This window comes from Streptomyces sp. Je 1-4 4N24, assembly GCF_026239515.1.
GTDB lineage: Bacteria > Actinomycetota > Actinomycetes > Streptomycetales > Streptomycetaceae > Streptomyces > Streptomyces nigrescens.
Genome location: NZ_CP110836.1, coordinates 1,591,065 through 1,611,472 on the forward strand (window position 1 = coordinate 1,591,065; position 20,408 = coordinate 1,611,472).

Annotated in this window: 16 protein-coding genes; 11 read left to right on the plus strand and 5 right to left on the minus strand. The window is 72.2% G+C overall.

The features are described from left to right. Positions 1-38 precede the first annotated feature (38 nt). The gene (locus tag SLV14N_RS06670) at positions 39-1,373 is read left to right on the plus strand and encodes a DUF2254 domain-containing protein (RefSeq protein WP_263268563.1); all 1,335 of its coding nucleotides are present in this window, start codon (positions 39-41) and stop codon (positions 1,371-1,373) included. 22 nt (positions 1,374-1,395) lie between these two features. Here the strand turns inward: SLV14N_RS06670 and SLV14N_RS06675 are convergent, their stop codons facing one another. Both SLV14N_RS06675 and SLV14N_RS06680 read right to left on the minus strand, forming a co-directional pair. Continuing rightward, complete coding sequence (locus SLV14N_RS06675) at positions 1,396-2,991, minus strand: aldehyde dehydrogenase family protein (RefSeq protein WP_263268565.1); 1,596 nt, start codon at positions 2,989-2,991, stop codon at positions 1,396-1,398. Between the two features lie 463 nt (positions 2,992-3,454). Next, positions 3,455-3,841, minus strand: coding sequence for a chorismate mutase (locus tag SLV14N_RS06680; protein WP_263268567.1), 387 nt, complete (start codon positions 3,839-3,841; stop codon positions 3,455-3,457). Between the two features lie 816 nt (positions 3,842-4,657). Between SLV14N_RS06680 and SLV14N_RS06685 the strand changes: the two genes are divergently transcribed. Both SLV14N_RS06685 and fdhD read left to right on the plus strand, forming a co-directional pair. Further along, entirely contained in the window at positions 4,658-5,953 is a 1,296-nt protein-coding gene (locus SLV14N_RS06685) for an FAD-dependent monooxygenase (protein WP_263268568.1), read from the plus strand. A gap of 196 nt (positions 5,954-6,149) precedes the next feature. Then, entirely contained in the window at positions 6,150-7,007 is an 858-nt protein-coding gene (fdhD, locus tag SLV14N_RS06690; RefSeq protein WP_208680185.1) for a formate dehydrogenase accessory sulfurtransferase FdhD, read from the plus strand. 33 nt (positions 7,008-7,040) lie between these two features. Here fdhD and SLV14N_RS06695 read toward each other — a convergent pair whose 3' ends face one another. Next, positions 7,041-7,484, minus strand: coding sequence for a MarR family winged helix-turn-helix transcriptional regulator (locus tag SLV14N_RS06695; protein WP_208680186.1), 444 nt, complete (start codon positions 7,482-7,484; stop codon positions 7,041-7,043). 138 nt (positions 7,485-7,622) lie between these two features. On the opposite strand from SLV14N_RS06695, the gene SLV14N_RS06700 reads away from it, so the two are divergent. Both SLV14N_RS06700 and SLV14N_RS06705 read left to right on the plus strand, forming a co-directional pair. Beyond that, the gene (locus SLV14N_RS06700; RefSeq protein ID WP_263268570.1) at positions 7,623-8,567 is read left to right on the plus strand and encodes a zinc-binding dehydrogenase; all 945 of its coding nucleotides are present in this window, start codon (positions 7,623-7,625) and stop codon (positions 8,565-8,567) included. Between the two features lie 247 nt (positions 8,568-8,814). Beyond that, positions 8,815-10,773 (plus strand): sialidase family protein, encoded by a 1,959-nt coding sequence (locus SLV14N_RS06705; protein ID WP_263268571.1) that lies wholly within the window; start codon positions 8,815-8,817, stop codon positions 10,771-10,773. 132 nt (positions 10,774-10,905) lie between these two features. Here SLV14N_RS06705 and SLV14N_RS06710 read toward each other — a convergent pair whose 3' ends face one another. Then, positions 10,906-12,000, minus strand: a complete 1,095-nt coding sequence (locus SLV14N_RS06710) for a bile acid:sodium symporter family protein (RefSeq protein WP_263268572.1) — start codon at positions 11,998-12,000, stop codon at positions 10,906-10,908. 211 nt (positions 12,001-12,211) lie between these two features. Here SLV14N_RS06710 and SLV14N_RS06715 point away from each other — a divergent pair, with 211 nt between their 5' ends. From SLV14N_RS06715 to SLV14N_RS06735, 5 genes are all read left to right on the plus strand, one after another. Beyond that, a complete protein-coding gene (locus SLV14N_RS06715) occupies positions 12,212-13,075 on the plus strand; it encodes a LysR family transcriptional regulator (RefSeq protein WP_018090532.1) in 864 nt (287 codons plus the stop codon). A 254-nt stretch (positions 13,076-13,329) separates the two neighbouring features. Then, on the plus strand, positions 13,330-15,156 hold the full coding sequence (locus SLV14N_RS06720; protein ID WP_208680190.1) for a long-chain fatty acid--CoA ligase: 1,827 nt from the start codon (positions 13,330-13,332) through the stop codon (positions 15,154-15,156). A 112-nt stretch (positions 15,157-15,268) separates the two neighbouring features. Then, complete coding sequence (locus SLV14N_RS06725; RefSeq protein WP_208680191.1) at positions 15,269-16,339, plus strand: hypothetical protein; 1,071 nt, start codon at positions 15,269-15,271, stop codon at positions 16,337-16,339. 41 nt (positions 16,340-16,380) lie between these two features. Continuing rightward, positions 16,381-17,214, plus strand: a complete 834-nt coding sequence (locus tag SLV14N_RS06730) for an aldo/keto reductase (RefSeq protein ID WP_208680192.1) — start codon at positions 16,381-16,383, stop codon at positions 17,212-17,214. A 203-nt stretch (positions 17,215-17,417) separates the two neighbouring features. After that, a complete protein-coding gene (locus SLV14N_RS06735) occupies positions 17,418-18,209 on the plus strand; it encodes a VOC family protein (protein WP_263268575.1) in 792 nt (263 codons plus the stop codon). 64 nt (positions 18,210-18,273) lie between these two features. Here the strand turns inward: SLV14N_RS06735 and SLV14N_RS06740 are convergent, their stop codons facing one another. Further along, entirely contained in the window at positions 18,274-19,185 is a 912-nt protein-coding gene (locus tag SLV14N_RS06740) for a trans-aconitate 2-methyltransferase (protein ID WP_208680194.1), read from the minus strand. A gap of 101 nt (positions 19,186-19,286) precedes the next feature. Here SLV14N_RS06740 and SLV14N_RS06745 point away from each other — a divergent pair, with 101 nt between their 5' ends. After that, positions 19,287-20,384 carry a DUF1266 domain-containing protein gene (locus SLV14N_RS06745; protein WP_263268577.1) on the plus strand — a complete coding sequence of 366 codons (1,098 nt, stop codon included), beginning with the start codon at positions 19,287-19,289 and terminating at the stop codon, positions 20,382-20,384. The last annotated feature ends 24 nt before the right edge of the window (positions 20,385-20,408 follow it).

Here is a 20,408-nt window from a genome sequence, read left to right on the forward strand (position 1 = left end):
CTTCACCTGCATATCCGTCGCCCACATAACCTCGATTTATGGGCAATGAGGGACATATCGCACATATCAGTGGTCCGCGCAGGCCACGTGCGCTGTCACCGCTGCGGGAGCATCTGCGGGACACCTTCTGGTTCGCGCCGTCGGCGGGGCTGGTGGGTGCGGTGCTGCTGTGGTGGGGGGCATCGACGCTCGACCTGGAGATCGTCGCGCTGCTGCAGCGCGAGAAGGCGTATGCGGCGGTCCGGGAACTGGTGTCGATCGCCGAGGACACCAGGACGATCGTGACGACGATCAGCTCGGCGATGATGACCTTCATCGGTGTGGTCTTCAGCATTTCGCTGGTCGCCGTGCAGATGGCCAGCGGTCAGCTCACCCCGCGGGTGGTGCGGATCTTCATCCGCAGCCGGATCAGCAAGATCACGCTCACGGTGTTCCTGGCGACCTTCCTCTTCTCCCTGCTGGTGCTCACCTCGTACGAGAGTGAGACCAATGTCCGGCAGATCACGTCGGTGCCCGTGGTGCAGAGCCTGCTGACAATGGTCCTGGTGGGGCTCAGCCTCGTGCTGTTCATCGCGTATGTGTCGGCCACGCTGCGGCTGATGCAGGTGGGGCCGGTGGTCGACCGGATCACCCGGGAGACGCTGCGGATGCTGGCGCGGCAGGGCACGGGCGGGGAGGGCGCGGAGGACCGGGCCTCCCTGGCGCCCGAGACGGGGCGCGTGGCGCATGCGGGCCGGGCGGGGGTCGTGCTGGATGCGCATGTGGCGCGGCTGGTGCGGGTGGCGCGGCGGCAGGGCGTGGTGCTGCGGCTGATTCCTCGGATCGGGGATTTCGTGCTGCCGGGGACGCCGGTGCTGGCGGTGCACGGCGGGACGACGCCGCCCCGGTGGGCGCTGCGGCGCACGGTGTCGGTGGGGGTGGAGCGCACCTTTCACCAGGATCTCGGGCTCGGGCTGCGGCAGTTGTCGGACATCGCGCTGCGTGCGCTGTCGCCGGCGGTGAACGATCCGACCACGGCCGTGCAGTGCCTGGACCGGATCGTGCAGATTCTCGCGGCGGTGGTACGGCGGCCGCTCGGGGCGGTGCACCACCGGGACCGGCGGGGAACCGTACGGCTGGTGCAGAACGTGCCGGGCTGGGCCGATCTGGTGGACCTGGGGCTCACCGAGATCCGGGCGGCCGCCGTGCACAGTCCGCAGGTCACCCGGCGGATGCTGGCCGGGATCGATGATCTGCTGCTGCTCGCGCCGGAGCCGCGCCGCGAGCCGCTGGTGCGGCACCGCACGCTCCTGTTGCAGGCGGTGGAGCGTGCGGTGCCGTCGGCGCCGGACCGGCGGTTCGCCTCGTCCCCCGATCGGCAGGGGATCGGCTAGGACCGCCGGTTCCGTGTCCTGGTTACGGCATCAGGTGGTAGTCGGGGAAGTTGCCCGGCGGGCGTTCGGGCGCCCGGCCTTCGGTGACCGCGCGGACGAGGAGTTCGCCGCCGACGAACGCACCGCTCCAGGAGTTGCCGAAGCCGCCGAAGAGCTCCTCGCGGTCGCCCCGGGAACGGGGCTTGCCGTGGCCGACCTTGAAGGCGCGGATCTGCGGTGCCAGGCGGTCGTAGGTGTCCTTGTCGTCACAGGAAAGGCTGGCGACCAGGGCGCCGTTGCTGGCGTTCATGGCGGCGAGGAGTTCCGCCTCGGTGTCGACGAGGACGAGGGTGTCGACGGGGCCGAACGGCTCGGCGTGGTGGAGCGGGGAGGACGGGGGCGGGGCCAGGAGGGTGGTCGGCGGGAGGTAGGCCGAGGTGTCCTGGGAGGGCAGGAAGTGACCGTCCGCCAGGCTGCCGCGGTGCAGGGGGACCGCGCCCCGGGAGATCGCCTCGCTGGTGAGGTCGGCGAGTTCCTTGGCCTTGGCGGCGTTGATCAGCGGGCCGAAGTCGAGCTCGGGGAGCGGATCGGCGGGGTCGGCGACGGCCAGGGGGTGGCCGAAGCGGACGCTGCGGACGGCCGGGAGGTAGGCGGCGAGGAAGTCGGCGAAGGCCTCGCGCTGGACGACGAAGCGGGGGTAGGCGGTGCAGCGCTGCTTGGCGTAGTCGAAGGTCTTGCGGAGCAGCGGCGTCAGGGCCGGCCAGTCGGTGAAGTTCCAGATGCCCCAGGTGTTGAGGCCCTCTTGTTCGAGGATGTGGCGTTTGCCGAGGTCGGCGACCGCGGTGGCGACCCGGGCGCCGGTGTCCCGCCCGCCGACGAAGGAGACACAGCCGATTTCGGGTGAGCGGACGAGGGAGGGCGAGAGCTCCTTGCCACTGCCGCTGACCAGGGTGGCCGGGACGCCCTCCCGAGCGGCCAGGGCGCAGGCGAGGGTGAGACAGACCAGACCGCCGTCGGTGGGCGTCTTGGCGATCACCGCATTGCCGGCCAGCGCCTGCACGAGCATCGCGTGGATCAGGACCGACATCGGGTAGTTCCAGCTGGCGATGTTGCTGACCGGGCCGGGCAGCGGGGTGCGGTCGACGAGCATCCGGTCGATCTCGGAGACGTACCAGCGGACCCCGTCGATGGCCCGGTCGACGTCCGCCTGCGCGAGCTTCCAGGGTTTGCCGATCTCCCAGACGAGGAGGAGCGCGAGCAGTTCGCGGTGTTCGGTCAGCGCGTCGAGGGTGGCGGAGATCCGGGCCTTGCGTTCGGCCAACGGGACCTGGCGCCAGGCACGGTGCTGGTCGAGGGAGGCGCGTACGGCGTGCAGCGCGGCGTCCGCGTCGAGCCGGGGCGGGCCGGCGGTGGGGCTCCCGTCGACGGGGCTGGTGGCGGGCAGCGGGTGGCCGTCCGGGTGCCAGGCGGCGCCCCAGAGGTTGAGGGCCTGGTCGTCGCGGAACGCCTCGGGGGCCGCGGCCAGACTGCGCTGCCAGGCGTCCTGCCAGGACGTACCGGGCTTCAGGACGAGCGTCGGGACGGGCGCGGGGCGGGCGCTCCGCCGCGGGTCCGCGGGGGATTCGGGGGTGGTGGCCATCGTGTGTCTCCGCTCTCGGTGCACGGCCGGAGGGGCAGGGTGGTGGCGCTCGGGCGGCTCCCGGGGGAACCGTGTTACTGGACGGTAGTGGGCGCGGTGACACTGCGGGACGGTCCGGCATCAGGTATGGCGAGTGTCACTCGGCGTGGGCGGCGGGGCCAGCTGGGTGAGGCGACCGTGGGGCGGATGGTCAAGGACGAGCTGCGCCAATCTGCGGGGAGAGGGGCATCCGGGGGCCCGCCCCGCCGCCGAACTGCGTTCAGGGCGTGGTGGTTCGCGGCCGGGGCGCCGTCGGCTTCGCGGCCGGTGGGCCGTGGGCTTCATGGCCGGTGGGCCGTGGGCTTCGCGGCCGGGGCGCCGTCGGCTTCACGGCCCGGTGTGCTGCCGGCCGCGTCGGAGACGAGGGCGCCCGCGGGGCGGTGCCGCGCGGGCGGTGCGACGGCGTCCGTCGTGCGTACGGGGCTCAGCCCGTGGCGGGTCCGGCTGATTCCACCGGTTCCGTCGACGCCTCGTGCGTACGGTCGGCGATCGCCCGGTGGTGGCGGACGACCTCGCCGATGATGAAGTTCAGGAACTTCTCGGCGAACGCCGGGTCCAGCTTGGCGTCCTCGGCCAGCCGGCGCAGCCGTTCGATCTGCGCGGCCTCCCGGGCCGGGTCTGCGGGCGGCAGGCTGTGCCGGGCCTTGAGTTCGCCGACCTGCTGGGTGCACTTGAAGCGCTCGGCGAGCAGATGCACCAGGGCGGCGTCGAGGTTGTCGATGCTGCCGCGCAGGTAGCGCAGCCGCTCACGGGCCGCCTCGTCGGCGACGGAGGCCGCTTCGCCGGCCGCCGGTGCTGTCCCTTCGCTCATGTGCGTCTCGCCATTCGTGGTCGGTCGGGTGCCTGATGCGGTGTCGTGCTTCGGGCACGTCCTGCGTGATCGGCTGCACATTACCCGGACAGAGGCCGGTGACCTGGGCTGGTCTCGCGGATCGGACCGGGTAGGTGGGGTGGGGTGGCCTGATCCGGCCGGGTCGGTGGGAGGGTGCCGGCATCGATCACAGGCGCCGGAGGCGAGCGCGGTCCGGCGGTGGTGCCGGGAGCCGACAGTGAGGGCCGCGCGAGCAGAGCACCCGAAACGGTGAAGAGGGCCGGGATACGGAGGAGTTCGGCACGGGATCAGCGGCGGTGACCGAGGCCGCCGGTGCCGGTGACTCCCCCTCGTAAGGAGGCGGTGTCTTCGGTAAGCCCGGTGGCGGGATCCCCCACAGATCCCGTCACCGGGCCGTTCCTCGCGGGCCACGGCGTCGGCCGGCCCGGAATCCGGGGCGCTGACCAGGCCCCGGTTCAACCACCTACCCACACCACGACCCGGCCATCCCTCCGTCTTCCTCCTGTTTCTTCTCCTGTTTCTCCCATGGCCGGCCGGGCTCATGATCGTGACCCGGTCCGCGGCCGGCCGTCGTACGCGGGAGCGGCCGCGTCCCGGCGACCGCGGCACCCCCGGCGTCCACCTCCGGACAACCGAGGTCGCCGCACGCGCGTCCCCTGCCCCCTCCTGGACGACCCCGCTGCTCCGCCGCACGGGTCACGTCCGGAAAGGGGCAACTCCTGTGAGAATGTGGCCCGTCGACAGCAGGCCGCCGGCCGACCACCGGCCGCCGGAGAGTGCAGGGGGACCCGCCGTATGAACTCGAATCGCTTCCAGATCGCAGGTGCCGATGTCGCCGTCGTGGGCGGCAGTATCGCCGGTTGCGCCACGGCACTGGCCGCGCATCGCGCCGGCGCGGGCCGGATCACCGTCCTCGAACGCACCGCCGGCCACCTCGCCGACCGCGGTGTCGGCCTGGCGGTGCACGACGCCCGGTACGCCGAACTCGCGGCCGCCGGATACCTGGATGCCGCCATGCCCTGGGTGCAGCTGACCACCCGCCGCTGGTACCACCGCGACGGCACCGCACCGCTCGGCCGCCCGCTCGCCGTCCTGCCCTTCCCGTTCCGCTCGTACTGCTGGGGGCCACTCTGGCGGGAGTTACGGCAGCGGCTGCCGGAGGAGACCGTTTTCCGGTCAGGCGTACGGGTCGCCGGGGTCAGCCATTCCGCGGACGGCGCCACCCTGCAACTCGACGACGGCGGAATCGGCAGCGACAAGAGCGGCGGCGCGCGGCCTCACGCCGGGCGCCGTACGGAGCGCTTCGACCTGGTCATCGGCGCCGACGGCTACCGCTCGACGGTCCGCGACGCCGCGTTTCCCCAGGTGCGGCCCGGCTACGCCGGCTATCTGGCCTGGCGCGGCGCCGTCCCCGCCGAGCGGCTGGCGGCACTCGACCTGCCGGGCCTGCCGGCCACTCCCTGGGCGGTGGAGGACTGTATCTACGTCGTCTTCCCCGGCGGTCACGTCATCATCTACCGCATCCCGGACGGCCACGGCGGCCACCGCGCCAACTGGGTCCTGTACACCGCCCCGCCCGCCGGTCCCGACCTGGCGCTGGACACCCCCACCAGCCTGCCGCCCGGCACCCTCACCGACGCCCTGCACACCCATCTCGCCCATGTCACCGACGAGTTGCTGCCGCCTTACTGGGGCGGGCTGATCCGGCTGACGCCCCGCGAAGAGATGTTCATCCAGCCGATGTACGACTTCACGGCGCCGCGCTACACCGCCGGCCGGCTGCTGCTCGCGGGCGATGCGGCCACCGTCGCCCGCCCGCACACGGCCGGCGGTGCGGTGAAGGCACTGCAGGATGCCGCCGCCCTGGAGGCGGCGCTGCGCGCCGTACCGGAGCGGCCGGATGCGCTGGACGCGTACGGCGCCGAGCGCGGTGCGACCGGCCGGGCGATGGTCGAGCTGGGACGGCGGCTGGGCCGGTTCCTGGTGCAGGACACCCCGGACTGGCGGACGCTGGACCAGGCCGGCCTGGCGGCGGCCTGGTCCGCGGCCGACGGCTCGGGCGCGTTCGGGGGCCGCGAGATGCAGAACTGACACCGCCCGTCCCCGGCGCACCGCCCCACCCGCCCTGTGCAGGAGAATGAGAACGCCGAGGTCACCTCGCCCCCACGACAGCCCGGTGGCCACGGCGATCTCCGTATCGGCGATCTCCGTATCAAGGGCCGCTTGGGCCGACGACACATACAGCACCGGGACTGCGCCCGCCCGGTGCGGACGGGACTGATCAGACATGGGACGGGTCACCGAGCGACGCCGCGTCATCCGCATCCGCGACGGTGCCGTGAGCACCCGCCCGGACACCCTCGTCGCCGAGGAGCCGCTGGAGATCCGGCTCGGCGGCAAGCCGCTGGCGATCACCATGCGCACCCCGGGGGACGACTTCGCGCTCGCCGCCGGCTTCCTCGTCAGCGAGGGCGTCCTGGCGAGCGCCGCCGAACTGGCGAACATCGTCTACTGCGCGGGGGCCACCGGTGAGGGAGGGAGCAACTCCTACAACGTGGTCGATGTCCGGCTCGCGGACGGGGTTCCGGTCCCGGACATCTCCCTGGAGCGCAATGTCTACACGACCTCGTCGTGCGGACTGTGCGGCAAGGCCAGCCTGGACGCGGTGCGCACCACCGCCCGCTGGCCCCTGGACACCTCCCCCGACACCCCGGTCCGGATCGAACCGGCGACGCTCAGCACCCTCCCCGACCGACTGCGGGCGGCCCAGCGGGTGTTCGAGCGGACGGGTGGCCTGCATGCCGCGGCGCTGTTCACGACGGACGGCGAGCTGCTCGACATCCGGGAGGACGTGGGGCGGCACAACGCCGTCGACAAGATCGTCGGACGGGCGCTGCAACAGGGGCAGCTGCCGCTGTCCTCCTGTGTGCTGATGGTCTCCGGCCGGGCCTCGTTCGAGCTGGTGCAGAAGGCGGTGATGGCGGGCATTCCCGTGCTGGCCGCGGTCTCGGCGCCGTCCTCGCTCGCCGTCGATCTGGCCGTCGAGACCGGGTTGACCCTGGTCGGGTTTCTGCGCGGCGCCTCGATGAATGTGTACGCGGGTGAGCACCGGCTCGCGCTGAGCGCGGCGGCCTCCACGGACTGAGGCGCACACCGCGCACGGCCCGGCGGCCGAACCTCACCCCTCCGGCAGCGCGATCCGGGTCAGCAGGGCGATCAACTGCTCGCGTTCGGCTGGGGTCAGGGCCGCGGTCAGCTCCGCGTTGGCCTCGTCGCCGAGCTGCTGGGTGCGGCGCAGCCGCCGCCGGCCGTCGGCGGAGATCTCGACGGCGTTCTTGCGCCGGTCCTTGGGGTCGGGGGTGCGGGTCACCAGCCCGTCCTTCTGAAGGTCGTTGACGATCGCGACCATGTCCTTGGGGTCGATGGCCAGCGTCCGGCCGAGCTCCGCCTGGGAGACCGGACCGAGTTCGTCGACCGCCGAGAGGACGGCGTGATGCATCATCCGCATGCCTTCGGCGGCGAGGGCGTCGGCGACCAGGCGGTGGCCGCGGGCGGCGGCGCGGCCCAGCAGCCAGCTGGGGAGCGCGCGGATACGGCTGGGGGCATAGGGAGTGTCGGCCATGGGGCCACCGTAGCGAGAAACCCATTGGAGGGCCCAACGAAAAACCATTGGCAGCACCAATGATTTGGCGTTATCGTTGGGGGATCCAATGAAGCCTGGCCGGTACGCACCGGCCGCCGATCCTGGAGGTGTCCGCCCATGCGCCGCGTCCGATTCCATTCCTACGGCGGTCCCGACGTCCTGCGCGTCGAGGAGACGGCGGAGGAGCCGGCGCCCGGCCCCGGTGAACTCCTGGTACGTACGGAGGCGATCGGCGTCACGCTGCCGTGCGTACGGCGGGTGCGCGGTGACGGCAACGGCGGGGGCGATCCGCTGCCCTCCATGCCCGGCGGTGAGATCGCCGGTACGGTCGTCGCGCTCGGCCCGGACGTCACCGGCTTCGCCCTGGGCGACCGCGTCACCTCGCTCACCTTCACCGGCTCCTATACCGAACTCGCCCTTGCGCCCACCTTTCTGGCGAGCCGGATACCGGACGGGGCGAGCGCCGTGGAGGCGGTGGCGCTGGTGCGCAGCGGGCATGTCGCGCTCGCCGCGCTCAGCACCGCCGCACCGCGGGGCACCGAGTCCCTACTGATCACCGGCGCGGCCGGCGCCACCGGGCATCTCGCCGTCCAACTGGCCAAGCTCCAGGGGGTGCCCCGGGTGGTGGCCGCCGTCAGCTCGGCCGCCAAGGCGGAGTTCCTCCGCGGACTGGGGGCCGATGAGGTGGTGACCTATGACCAGGAGTCCTGGGGTGCACCGGCCGATATCGTCCTGGACGGCGTCGGCGGCGAGCTGCTGCCGCGGGCGCTGGCCGCGCTGGCTCCCGGCGGCCGGCTGATCTTCTTCAACTCCGGTGGCGGCACGGTCCCGGCGTATGAACTGCTGGCGGGCGACAAGACCGTCACCGGGCTGACGATGCGCCACTTCTCCACCGTCCACCGGGAGCTGTACGAGGAGCACCGCGCACAGCTGTGGGAGCTGGCCGGGTCCGGCCGGCTGCGGGCCGCCGTCCATGCCGAACTGCCGCTGGACGAGGCCGCGAAGGCGCACGAGATCATCGAGGGCCGGGCCAACCTCGGCAAGGTGGTGCTGCGGCCATGAAGCCCGGGGGGCGTAAACGGCACATGCGGTGCGCCCGGCACACGCGGCACTCCCGGCCCCCGCAGCGCACCCGGCGCACCCGGCGCAGTACCTGCGGGCCGGGAGAGTGAATTCCGGCTGCGGCACGGAGAACCGGCGCATGCTCCTTGTCGCGGTCCGCACGCGGCAGTAGCTTCCGTCGCGATGCACATAGGACGTGGGATGTCCTGATGACCCGACGCCGATGCCTCGAAGGGCAGGCCGGACCATGACGTCAGTTCTCCGCGCACACCCCAGCCCCCGCAGCAGACCCCGGCGCCGCCGCGTCGCGGCGCTGCTCGCCGCACTGACCGCCACCGCCGTCGCCCTCCTGCCGACCGCCCCCGTCCATGCCGCGCCGGACGGTGCGCCGGGCGCCCCCGCCGCCCCCGCCGGTGGATTCGACCAGCAGATCCTCTTCAAGGCGTCGCAAGAGAAGGGCTACTACTGCTTCCGTATACCGGCCGTCGTACAGTCCACGCGCGGCACCCTGCTCGCGTTCGCCGAGGGCCGGCGGCACGACTGCGGCGACGCGGGCGATATCGACCTCGTCCTCAAACGCTCCACCGACGGCGGCCGGACCTGGGGACCGCTCCAGGTCATCAACCGCGGAAACGGCGACACCCACGGCAATCCGGCGCCCATCGTGGACCGCCGCACCGGCCGTATCGTCCTCGCCGAGACCTACAACACGGGCCGCATCGACGGGCTCAGCTGCGATGTCCCCTGCGATCGCACCCCGCATCTCCAGTACAGCGACGATGACGGCGCGACCTGGTCCCCGCCCCGGGATCTGACCGACAGCATCCGGCCTCCGCGGTGGAACTCCTGGTACGCCACCGGTCCGGTGCACGGCATCCAGCTCACCCACGGACGGCACGCGGGCCGGCTGGTGTTCAGCATGAATGCCGAGAGCTATGCGGACCACCGGGTCACCGCCAACCACGCCGCCCTGATCCACAGCGACGACGGCGGCGCCACCTGGAAGGTCGGCGCGCTGGACACCTGGCCCGTCACGGCCGGTGGGACGTTCCGTCAAAAGCCCTCGGAGATGACCCTCCTGGAGCGCTCCGACGGCTCGGTCTACGTCAACGGCCGCGAACAGGACGGCACCGACCTGGGCCATCGCACCGCGGCGGTCAGCCACGACGGCGGCGGCTCCTTCGTCGCACCGTTCCGCGCCCTTCCCGACCTCTACACCCCGATGGTGCAGGGCTCGGCGCTGCGCCTGCCGCACGCGGGCACCGGCCGCAGCCGCACCCTGTTCGCGGCGCCCGCCGACCCCGACCGGCGCCGGACCATGACCATCCGCTCCTCCTATGACGAGGGCCGCACCTGGGAGAGCGCCGACCGCGGCGCCCGCGTCGCCACCGACTGGTCCGGCTACTCCGATCTGGTCGCCATCTCCCATGAGGTCACCGGCCTGATGTACGAGGGCGGCGCGGTCGACGCCCGGGACGAGATCCGTTTCGCCCGCTTCACCGAGGACTGGCTCGGCCCGCGGCGCGCCCCGGACCCCACGACCCGCGACACCGCTCCCGGCGCCCGGCCGGCGCTCGTCCTGGGCGGCGCCCGCGGCACCGATGGCCGCTTCGGGCGGGCGCTGTCCTTCGACGGCACCGACGATGCGGTGCGCCTCCCCTTCCGCCGCTCCCTCCCCCTGGGCACCGGCGAGTTCACCTGCAGCCTGTGGTTCCGCTATGACGCCACCACCGGTGAACAGCCGCTGCTGTGGATGGGTGGTGTGGGCAGCAGGTCCCCGCAGGTCTCGCTCGCGGGCGACCCCGCCCATGACCGGATCGTCACCCGCCTCACCGCTGTCGACGGCGCCCAACCGCCCGCCACCGCCCAGGCGGTGACCAACGACGCCTACAACGACGGCAGTTGGCACCATCTGGCGCTGCGCCGTAGTGGCGGCCGGCTGCTGCTCACCGTGGACGAGGGCGAGACCACCGTCGCCCCCGGTGTCCCCGGGTCAGTCAGCCGCGGCTCGGTCTTCGGCGTCCACCTCGGCCAGAAGCCCGACAGCCGCGTCCAGTTCACGGGCGCACTGGACGAGGTACGCGTCTACCGGCGGGCGCTGACCGATGCCGAACTGTCCGGTGTACGGGCCGACAACGCCCCGGCGAACGGCCCACTGGTCACGGGGCTGTCGCTGGACCGGGTGCGCGGGGGTGCGAAGAACTGATCAGCGCGGCGGACGACAACATCCATGGCCTGCCCGGATGCGACCGCGTCGGGCGGGCCATGGGCGTCCTGCGGACCGGGCGGGCTCGCGGGGTCCGGCACGCGGCCTCCCCTTGAACCGCACGGGACCCCGCTAACGCCGCGCCCCACCGGCCGCCAGATCCCCCGCTGCCTCCGTCACCGCCGCGCTTCCCGCAGCGGCGCCCGCCACCGCCGCCTCCGGTGCCGCGGAGGCCGTGGATGCCGTGGATGCCGTGGATGCCGCGAAACGCTTCGCAAGGACCGCGCACACCATCAACTGCATCTGGTGGAACACCATCAGCGGCAGCGCCGCGAGCCCGGCCTGTGCGCCGAAGAGGACGCTGGCCATCGGCAGACCGGCCGCCAGGCTCTTCTTGGAGCCGGCGAAGGTGATCGCGATCCGGTCCGCCCGGTGGAAGCCGAGCTTCTTCGAGCCGTACCAGGTGGCGGACAGCATCACCGCGAGCAGCACGGCCTCCACTCCGAGCAGACACAGCAGCCGCAGCGCGGAGACCTGGTGCCAGATGCCCTGGACCATACCGGCGCTGAAGGCGGCGTAGACGACGAGCAGTATCGAGCCGCGGTCCACGTAACCGAGGGCCTTCTTGTGCCGGATGAGCCAGTTCCCGACCCACCGCCGCAGCAACTGCCCGGCGAGGAACGGCAGCAGGAGCTGGCAGACGATCGAGACCAGTGACCCGGCGGAGAAGCCGCCGCCGCCCCCGTGCAGGACCAGGCCCGCCAGCAGCGGTGTGACGACGATGCCCACCAGGCTGGAGAACGAGCCGGCGCAGATCGCCGCCGCGACATTGCCGCGGGCGATGGAGGTGAACGCGATCGAGGACTGGACCGTGGACGGCACCAGGCACAGGAACAGCAGACCGGTGTAGAGGGTGGGCGGCAGGATCTCGGGGACCAGTACGCGGGCGGCCAGGCCGAGCACCGGGAAGGCGACGAAGGTGCAGGCCAGGACGGTGAGATGGAGCCGCCAGTGGCGCAGGCCGTCCATCGCCTCCCGGGTGGAGAGCCGGGCGCCGTAGAGGAAGAAGAGCAGCGCGACGGCTCCGGTGGAGGCACCCTCGGCGGCGGTGGCGGCCGGTCCGCGGGCGGGCAGCAGCGCGGCCAGGGCGACGGTGCCCACCAGCGCCAGGATGTAGCCGTCCACGGGCAGCCGGGACAGGAGCTTGGGCAGAGGGGGGCGGCGCATGGTCTCTCTTCGGTCGTTCGGCGGCTCGGGGCACGGTGGCCCGGGCGGGTCCTGTGCCTGGCGGGTCCTGTGCCTGGGTGGGCCCTGTCCAGGGTGCCGTGAGCTGCAGCGATCGGGAACCCCTCTTACCGTGGTCACTGTTATTACACTTGGCGATGAGCGCCCAGGGGTCGGCAGGCCCGAGGGCCGGCCTGCCAGGGACGGAGGGCCCATGTTCGAACCCGCTCAACTACGCACCTTTCTCGCCGTGGCGCAGACACTGAGCTTCACCCAGGCCGCGCACCGGCTCGGGCTGCGGCAGTCGACGGTGAGCCAGCACGTACGGAAGCTGGAGGAGGCCGCCGGGCGCCGGCTGTTCGCCCGGGACACGCACGGCGTGGAGCTGACCGAGGACGGCGAGGCGATGCTCGGCTTCGCCCGCACGATCCTGGAGGCGAACGAGCGCGCCGCGAGCTTCTTCGCGGGCACCCGGCTGCGCGGCAGGCTCCGCTTCGGCGCCTCCGAGGACTTCGTGCTGACCCGGATGCCGGAGGTCCTCGAAGAGTTCCGGCGGGACCATCCCGAGGTCGATCTGGAGCTGACCGTCGAACTGTCGGGGACCCTGCACGAACTGGAGGCGGCCGGCCGGCTTGATCTCGTCCTCGCCAAGCGGCGCACGGAGGACTCCCGCGGACGGCTGGTCTGGCGCGACCGGCTGGTGTGGGTGGGGGCCGAGCGGCTCCGCCTCGATCCGCAGCGCCCGGTCCCGTTGGTCGTCTACCCGCCACCCGCGCTGACCCGCGCCCGTGCGCTGGAGGCGCTGGAGCGCGCGGGCCGGGAGTGGCGGATCGCCTGCACCAGCGGAAGCCTGAACGGACTGATTGCCGCAACCCGGGCAGGCCTGGGCGTTATGGCACATACGAGGGGCATGATTCCGCCAGGACTGGTCCAGATTCAGCCACGTGCCGGACTTCCGGAACTGGGCGGCGTGGATTTCGTTCTTCTGTACGGACAGCTCGACCGCGCGGCGCGGGGCCCTGCGGAGGCGCTGGCCGACGCGATCCTCGCGGGCGGCGACCGCCTGCAGCTCCCCTGATCGGCGAGAAGGTTCCGGACGGACCGGCTGATCCACTGTCACGTGCAGAGATTTGGTGCAGATATGGTCCCGGCGTCGTGATCGTCCGGCGTTGAACCGGCTCGATCATGTCCACGCTTCTCCGAAGTAACCCGTTTTCTCCAGTTGGCCAGTTCCCGTGCGGCCGTGTTCGCGACGTGGTACGGCTCTGCCGGATGCCGTCACGGTGGGGTACGGTCGCGGCCTTGTGAGCAACACCACGAGGAGCTGGGTCATTGCGCGAGTTCACCGTCCCGCCTCTGGCGACCGCGCCCCGGGTCGGCGGGCTGGCGGACGCTGTCTACGAGCACGCCGAATCCGACCCCGATCGCGTCGCGCTGGCGCGTAAGGACGACGCGGGGAACTGGCAGAACGTCACCTCCGGACAGTTCCGGGACGAGGTCCTCGCACTGGCCAAGGGCCTGCTGGCCCAGGGCGTCCGGTTCGGCGACCGCGTCGGCATCATGTCGCGTACGCGCTATGAGTGGACCCTGTTCGACTTCGCCCTGTGGTCCATCGGCGTCCAGTCCGTACCGCTGTATCCGACCTCGTCGGCGGAGCAGGTCTTCTGGATGCTGCACAACGCGGGTGTCTCGGCATGCCTGGTCGAGCACGAGGACCATGCGATGACCGTCGGCTCGGTCATCGACCGGCTGCCGCAGCTGCGCAAGCTGTGGCAGCTGGACGCCGACCCGGTGGCCGAACTGACCGCGGCCGGTGCGCATATCGACGACGATGTCGTCCACCGCCACCGGATGGCCGTCACGCCGGACGCCACGGCGACGATCATCTACACCTCCGGCACCACCGGCCGTCCCAAGGGCTGTCTGATCACGCACGCCAACTTCATGGCCGAGTCCGACAACATCGTGCTGCGCCACGAGACGGTCTTCACCTCCAAGGGCGACACCGAAGCCGCCACCCTGCTGTTCCTCCCGCTGGCCCATGTCTTCGGGCGAATGGTCCAGGTCGCCGCGATCCGCGGCCGGGTCAAGCTGGGTCACCAGCCCGAGCTGGCGGCCCGTGCGCTCCTGCCCGACCTGCAGAGCTTCCGGCCCACGTTCATCCTGGCGGTGCCGTACATCTTCGAGAAGGTCTTCGCCTCCGCCCGGCGCCGGGCGGAGGCGGACGGCAAGGTGGGGCCGTTCGACAAGGCCGTCGAGGTCGCGGTCCGTTATGCCGAGGCGCAGGAGAACAAGGCCTTCGGCACCGGGCCCGGCCCGAGCGCCTCGCTGCGGATGCAGCATCAGTTCTTCGAAAAGATGGTCTACAGCAAGGTCCGGGCGGCGATGGGCGGCCGGGTGCGGCATGCGATGTCGGGCGGCTCCGCGATGGAGCGCCGGCTCGGGCTGTTCTTCGACGGCGCCGGTGTGCGGATCTTCGAGGGCTACGGCCTGACGGAGAGCACCGCGGCCGCCACCGCCAACCCGCCCGAGCGGACCCGCTTCGGCACCGTCGGTACCCCGATCCCGGGCACCACCGTGCACATCGCGGAGGACGGCGAGATCTGGCTGTACGGCGGGCAGGTCTTCCACGGCTACCACAACGACCCCAAGGCGACCGATGCCGTGCTGCACGACGGCTGGTTCTCCACCGGTGACCTGGGCGCGCTGGACGAGGACGGCTATCTGACCATCACCGGTCGCAAGAAGGAGATCCTGGTGACCTCCGGCGGCAAGACCGTCTCGCCAGTGGGCCTGGAGGAACGGGTACGGGCGCATCCGCTGGTCGCCCAGTGCATCGTCGTCGGCAACGACCGGCCGTTCATCGCCGCGCTGGTGACCCTGGACCCGGAGGCGGTCACCCACTGGCTGGCCATGCGCGACAAGCCGGAGATGACGGCCACCGAGCTGGTGCGTGACCCGGACCTGGAGACCGAGATCCGGCGCGCCGTCGTCGCCGCCAACACGCTCGTCTCCCAGGCCGAGTCGATTCGTACGTTCCGGATACTGGCCAACCAGTTCAGTGAGGAACACGGACTGCTGACGCCGTCGTTGAAGCTCAAGCGCAAGGCGATCGAGACGACGTACATGGCCGAGGTGGACGCGCTGTACCAGACGTGACGGGCTGGGCGGCCGTGGGCGCCGGCCGGCACCGCGGCGCTCCCCCGTCCGGCGGACCCGGATCGTCCGCCGGTCGGACGCCGTCCGCGCCGCGGCCGACGAGGCTCCTGCCATGGATACCCGACGCCTCACTCTCCTCGGCCGGCTCGCGGTCGTCGCCTGTGTCCCGTACCTCGCGCTCAAGCTGCTGTGGGTGCTGGGATTCGACATCGGCGTCGTCGACAACCACCGCATCGGCCGCGCCGCCTGGATCACGGCCAATGTCGTCACCTTCCTCCTGGACGCCGTCGCCGCCGTGGTGGCGCACACCCTCACCCGCCCGGCCGGCCGCCGCACCCCGGCCTGGCTGCTGGCCTTCCCGTTGTGGATGGCGTCAGGGCTGCTCATCCCATTGATGACGGGCCTCGCCGGCGGCGGCGTCACCGCCCTGGTCACCGGCGCCCGCAACCCGCTGTCCGCCGGCGACTTCCTCGCCCCGTGGGTGTTCGGCGTCGTCTACGGCGGCTTCGCCGTCGAGGCCGTCACCCTGCTCGGCGCCTTCGCGCTGTACGCACACCAGCGCTGGGGCGCCCTGCTGCGGCGTCCGCTGCACGCACTGCCGGACACCGGCACCCGGGCGATGCAGCGGATCTTCCTGCTGCCCGCCGCGGTGCTGCTCGCGGCGCTGGGCACCGTCCACATCCTCTGGGGCGCGGGCTCGACCCTGGGTGTGGCGGCGCCCGATGTGGCCGCCCGTACCGTCATCAGCTCCGCGTCGGAATGGGCCGCGGGCCTGCTCTCGCTCGCCGGCGCCGCCGGGCTGCTGCTGCTGGTCCTGCCGGGCCTGCTGCCCCGGCTGAGGGTCCGTACGCCGCTGGCCCTGGCCTGGTCCGGCAGTGCCGCGGCCTTCGCCTGCGGGGGCTGTCTGTGGCTCGGGCAGGCGGTGGCCGACGGCCTCTCGCCCGGCGCCTCCGCGGTCCCCGAGGGGCTCCCAGGACTTGTCGGCGCCCTGGAACTGTGTGCCGGACTCACCGTGCTCTGCGCCGGGGCGTTCGCGCTCTGCGAACTCACCGCCGCGACCCGCTCCGCACCCACGGCCGCGGGCGGTCACCCGGCCCCGGCCACGGCGGGCGCCCCGGAAAGCGAGGCACTTCCCGCATCCCGCCCCGCCGCACGGGAATGTGCGACAGCGGATGATCGTTGACATCCCTGAAGACGAATGCCGACGTAAGGATCGATTCCCCCGTGAGCAAGGTTCCGTCCATCACGCTCAACAACGGCGTCGCGATGCCGCAGCTCGGCTACGGCGTCTGGCAGGTCGAGGACGAGCAGGCGTTCAGCGCCGTCGGCCAGGCCCTGGACACCGGGTACCGCAGCATCGACACCGCGGCGATCTACGGCAACGAAGAAGGCACCGGCAAGGCGCTCGCCGCCTCCGGCATCGACCGTGACGAGCTCTTCGTCACGACCAAGCTCTGGAATGCCGACCAGGGCCACGACGCGACGCTCCGCGCGTTCGACACCTCCCTCAGCAAGCTCGGCCTGGAGTACGTCGACCTCTATCTGATCCACTGGCCGCTCCCGTCCAGGGACACGTACATCGAGACGTACAAGGCCGTGGAGAAGATCTACGCGGACGGCCGCGCCAAGGCCATCGGCGTCTCCAACTTCCTGCCCGAGCACCTGGAGCGGCTGCTGGGCGAGACCTCCGTCGTCCCGGCCGTCAACCAGATCGAGCTGCACCCCCGGTTCCAGCAGGCCGCCTCCCGCGCCTTCCACACCCGGCACCACATCGTGACCGAGGCCTGGTCGCCGCTCGGCCAGGGCAAGGGCCTCCTGGAGGACCCGACGATCGCGGAGCTCGCCGCCAAGCACGGCAAGACCCCCGCCCAGGTCGTGCTGCGCTGGCACCTCCAGCTCGGCAATGTCGTCATCCCGAAGTCCGTCACCCCCTCGCGCATCGCCGAGAACATCGACGTCTTCGACTTCGAGCTGGACGACGCGGACCTCACCGCGCTGGCCGGCCTGGAATCCGGCAACCGCCTCGGTCCGGACCCGGCCACCTTCGACGTGGCCTGATCCGCTGCCCGTCCCGGCGCCGCCCGGCTTCTCCGGGCGGCGCCGCGGTGCATCCGAGTGGCGGGCTCGGCGGACGGCGGTGAATGTGGAGGGTGAGTGTGGGGTGGCTCCCGAGGCGTGCCGACCGGGGCCGGTACCCCTCCGCGTTCCGCTCCTCCCCCGTGCCTGAAGGGTCTGGGAGGTGCCCCATCGAGGAGGCCTTGATGCCTGAAGTCACAGCTCCCTACCAGCCCGGGACGCCCTGCTGGATCGACCTCGCGGCCCCTGACCAGCAAGCGGCCATCGACTTCTACTCCCAGGTCTTCGGGTGGACGGGAGAGATCGGGCCCGCCGAGACCGGCGGCTACGCGGTGTGTGAGCTCCACGGCAAGCCGGTGGCCGGCATCATGGCCGCGGTGCCGATGGGCGGCCAGCCCGCGCCGCCGACCGTATGGACCACCTATCTGGCGGCCGCCGACGCGGACGCCACCTCCCAAGCCGTGCGGGGGGCCGACGGCACGGTGCTGATGCCCGTCATGGACGTGATGACGCTCGGCAAGATGTGTATCGCGGCCGACCCCACCGGCGCGGTGTTCGGCGTCTGGCAGGCCATCGACTTCCCCGGCGCCGGCATCGTCAACGAGCACGGCGCGCTGATCTGGAACGAGCTCAACACCACCGACCCGTCCGCCGCCGCCACGTTCTACAAGGCCGCCCTCGGCATCGAGAGCTCCCCCATGGAAGACGCCGACAACTACTACTCCCTGGTGGTGAAGGACCGTCCGGTGGGCGGGATGCAGCCGATGTCCGAGCAGATGCCGGCCGACACCCCCTCGCACTGGCTGGCGTACTTCTCGGTGGCGGACACCGATGAGACCGTCGACAAGGTGACCGCGGCCGGCGGCGCGGCACTGCAGCGCCCCTTCGACATGATTGCCGGCCGGATGGCCGTGGTGAGCGATCCGCAGGGCGCGACCTTCGCCGTCATCCATCCCAAGCCGATGGATCAGGGCTGATCCGGGCGGAGACGGCCGGCCGGCGCGCACGGGCGCGGTGTGGCGCCGGCCGCCGCCCCGTGGACTACAGCGCCCGCGCCGTGTGAACGGTCTGCGCCGACAGGAAGAAGGCGTCGGGGCGGCGGGTGATACCGGCGGCGTCCTCGGGATCGGTGAGGCGGGCGAGGGTGGCGAGGTCGTCCTCGTCGAAGCGGTCGCCGTACATGTCGCGCGCGCGGGTCAAGTTGGCCACAACGTAGGCGCGGGCATCGGCGGACAGCGGGGCCGGCAGATCCAGCAGGAAGCTGCGCGTTCGCGGGGTGCGCAGACCGGCGTCGGCGAGGAAGGCGGGCCAGTCCTCGGTCTCGTCGGCGGCGTCGGGCAGCGCCGCACGCATCTCGCTGAACCACTCCTCGCCGGCCGCGTCGAGCCGGGACTGCAGCCCCGGGCGGCCGATACCGAGGTCGCGCGGCAGAAAGCGCGGGGCGAGACCGCCCTCGGCGATGGCGAGCAGTCCGCCGGGGCGCAGATGACCGGCCAGGGCGGCGACCGCGGCACGCTGGTCACCGATGTGGTGCAGGGCCTTGCTCGACCAGATGAGATCGGCGCCGCCGAGGGCGTCGAGTCCGTCCGGGAGCTCGGCGGGATGGATGTGGACCCGGTCGCCGAGTCCGAGGCGGACTGCCCGGTCGCGGGCCCGCTCCAGGAGTGCCTCGGTCGCATCCACCGCGACCACCTCGGCGTCGGGGAAGGCGCGGGCCAGCAGACAGCTGACGACGCCGGGCCCGCTGCCGATGTCGAGCACTCTGCGCACGCCGCCCGAGCCGGGGCCGGGCGCGCCGGTGGCCGGCTCGCGCAGCCAGGCCGTGACCTGTTCGTAGAGCGGTGTGTACAGCTCGGCGCCCCGTTCGAGGTGCGGGCCGAGCACCTCCCAGTCGGGGTGGGCGCTGTCGTGCGGGTGGTGGTGCCCGGGGCCGGGCCGGTCGGGGTTGCTCATGCTCCGAGCCTCCGTGACGGATGGTGCGCATGCAATCTTCCTTGCCGGTCCGGCAACCCCAGGTTCCCGCGGGAGAGCGGGTGATCGTAGGGTCTTGGCCTGTGGCTACTCCGGGATGGATACCGCCGACGGATACCGAGCGGCGGCTGTGCGAAGCAACGGCACGTGGGGACTGGGACGCTCAGGTCGCGGCGATCGCCGGTGAGGATCTGTATTTGGCGGTCCCTCAGCAGGGTCAGGACCCGCTGCCCGTCTACGACGACCCGGCGGCGGGCGGTAAATGCATTCCCGTCCTGACCCGCGGCATGCTGCCGCCGTGGCAGGCGCAGCAGTTCTTCGACCGGGTTTCGGTGGAGGAACTGGCTCAGGACTGGCCGAACGACAAGTGGCGGCTCGCGGTGAACCCCGGGACGCCGTGCGCCGCGTACCTCGCCGCGTCACACACCCACCGCGCCGGCTGGCTGCGGCTCCGCGCCCAGGGCGGGGTGCGGCCCGGCGGACTGCTCGTCACGCACTACGGCGGTCCGCTGCACGGCCCCGTCGCCCAGGGGCTGGCGTGCGGTGCGCCGATCGCGGTGCACCACAGCGTGCCGTGGAACGAACTCGGTACGGTCTTCCTCGACCACGCCGCGGACGCGCAGACCCTGCGCGACCAGTGGTCGGTGACCGACCCCGCCAGTTGGCAGCAGCGTCTGGACCAGCTGCTCGGCGGGCAGTTCGTCCCGGCGGAGACCGAGACGGCGCTGCGCGCACGCGCTCGGGCCGCCGAGGGCCCGAAGGACGCGGCCGGCGAGGAACCGGAGACCGCGGGCTCCCCGGACGCCGCGGACACCCCCGCCGTCCCCGAGCTCGTGACCCGCTACGAGGAGCGGTTCCGCGCGGACGGGCTGCTGCCGGCCGACGGCCGGGTGGTGTCCCTGGTCGCGCTGGACCATGCGCATGCCGTCAATCTCGTCCGCTGGGGCCTGGGCGCCCGGCTGTGCGCACCGCACCAGGCCGAGCAGGCCGTGCAGCAGGCCGTCGCGCGGGCCAGGGAGGTGTACGGCTCGTGGGAGGAGTTCGCCGCGGGCTACGCCCTGGGCCGGATGCTGGCGTTCGACAACGGCTGGTTCGGGCCGCAGTACGCGGAGGCGGTGCATCTCCACCGCGCCCTCACCCAGGACCCGTCCTCGCCGTGGCGCGGGCTGCCCTTCGCCTGACCCTCGGGCGCCGCGGCAGGCGGC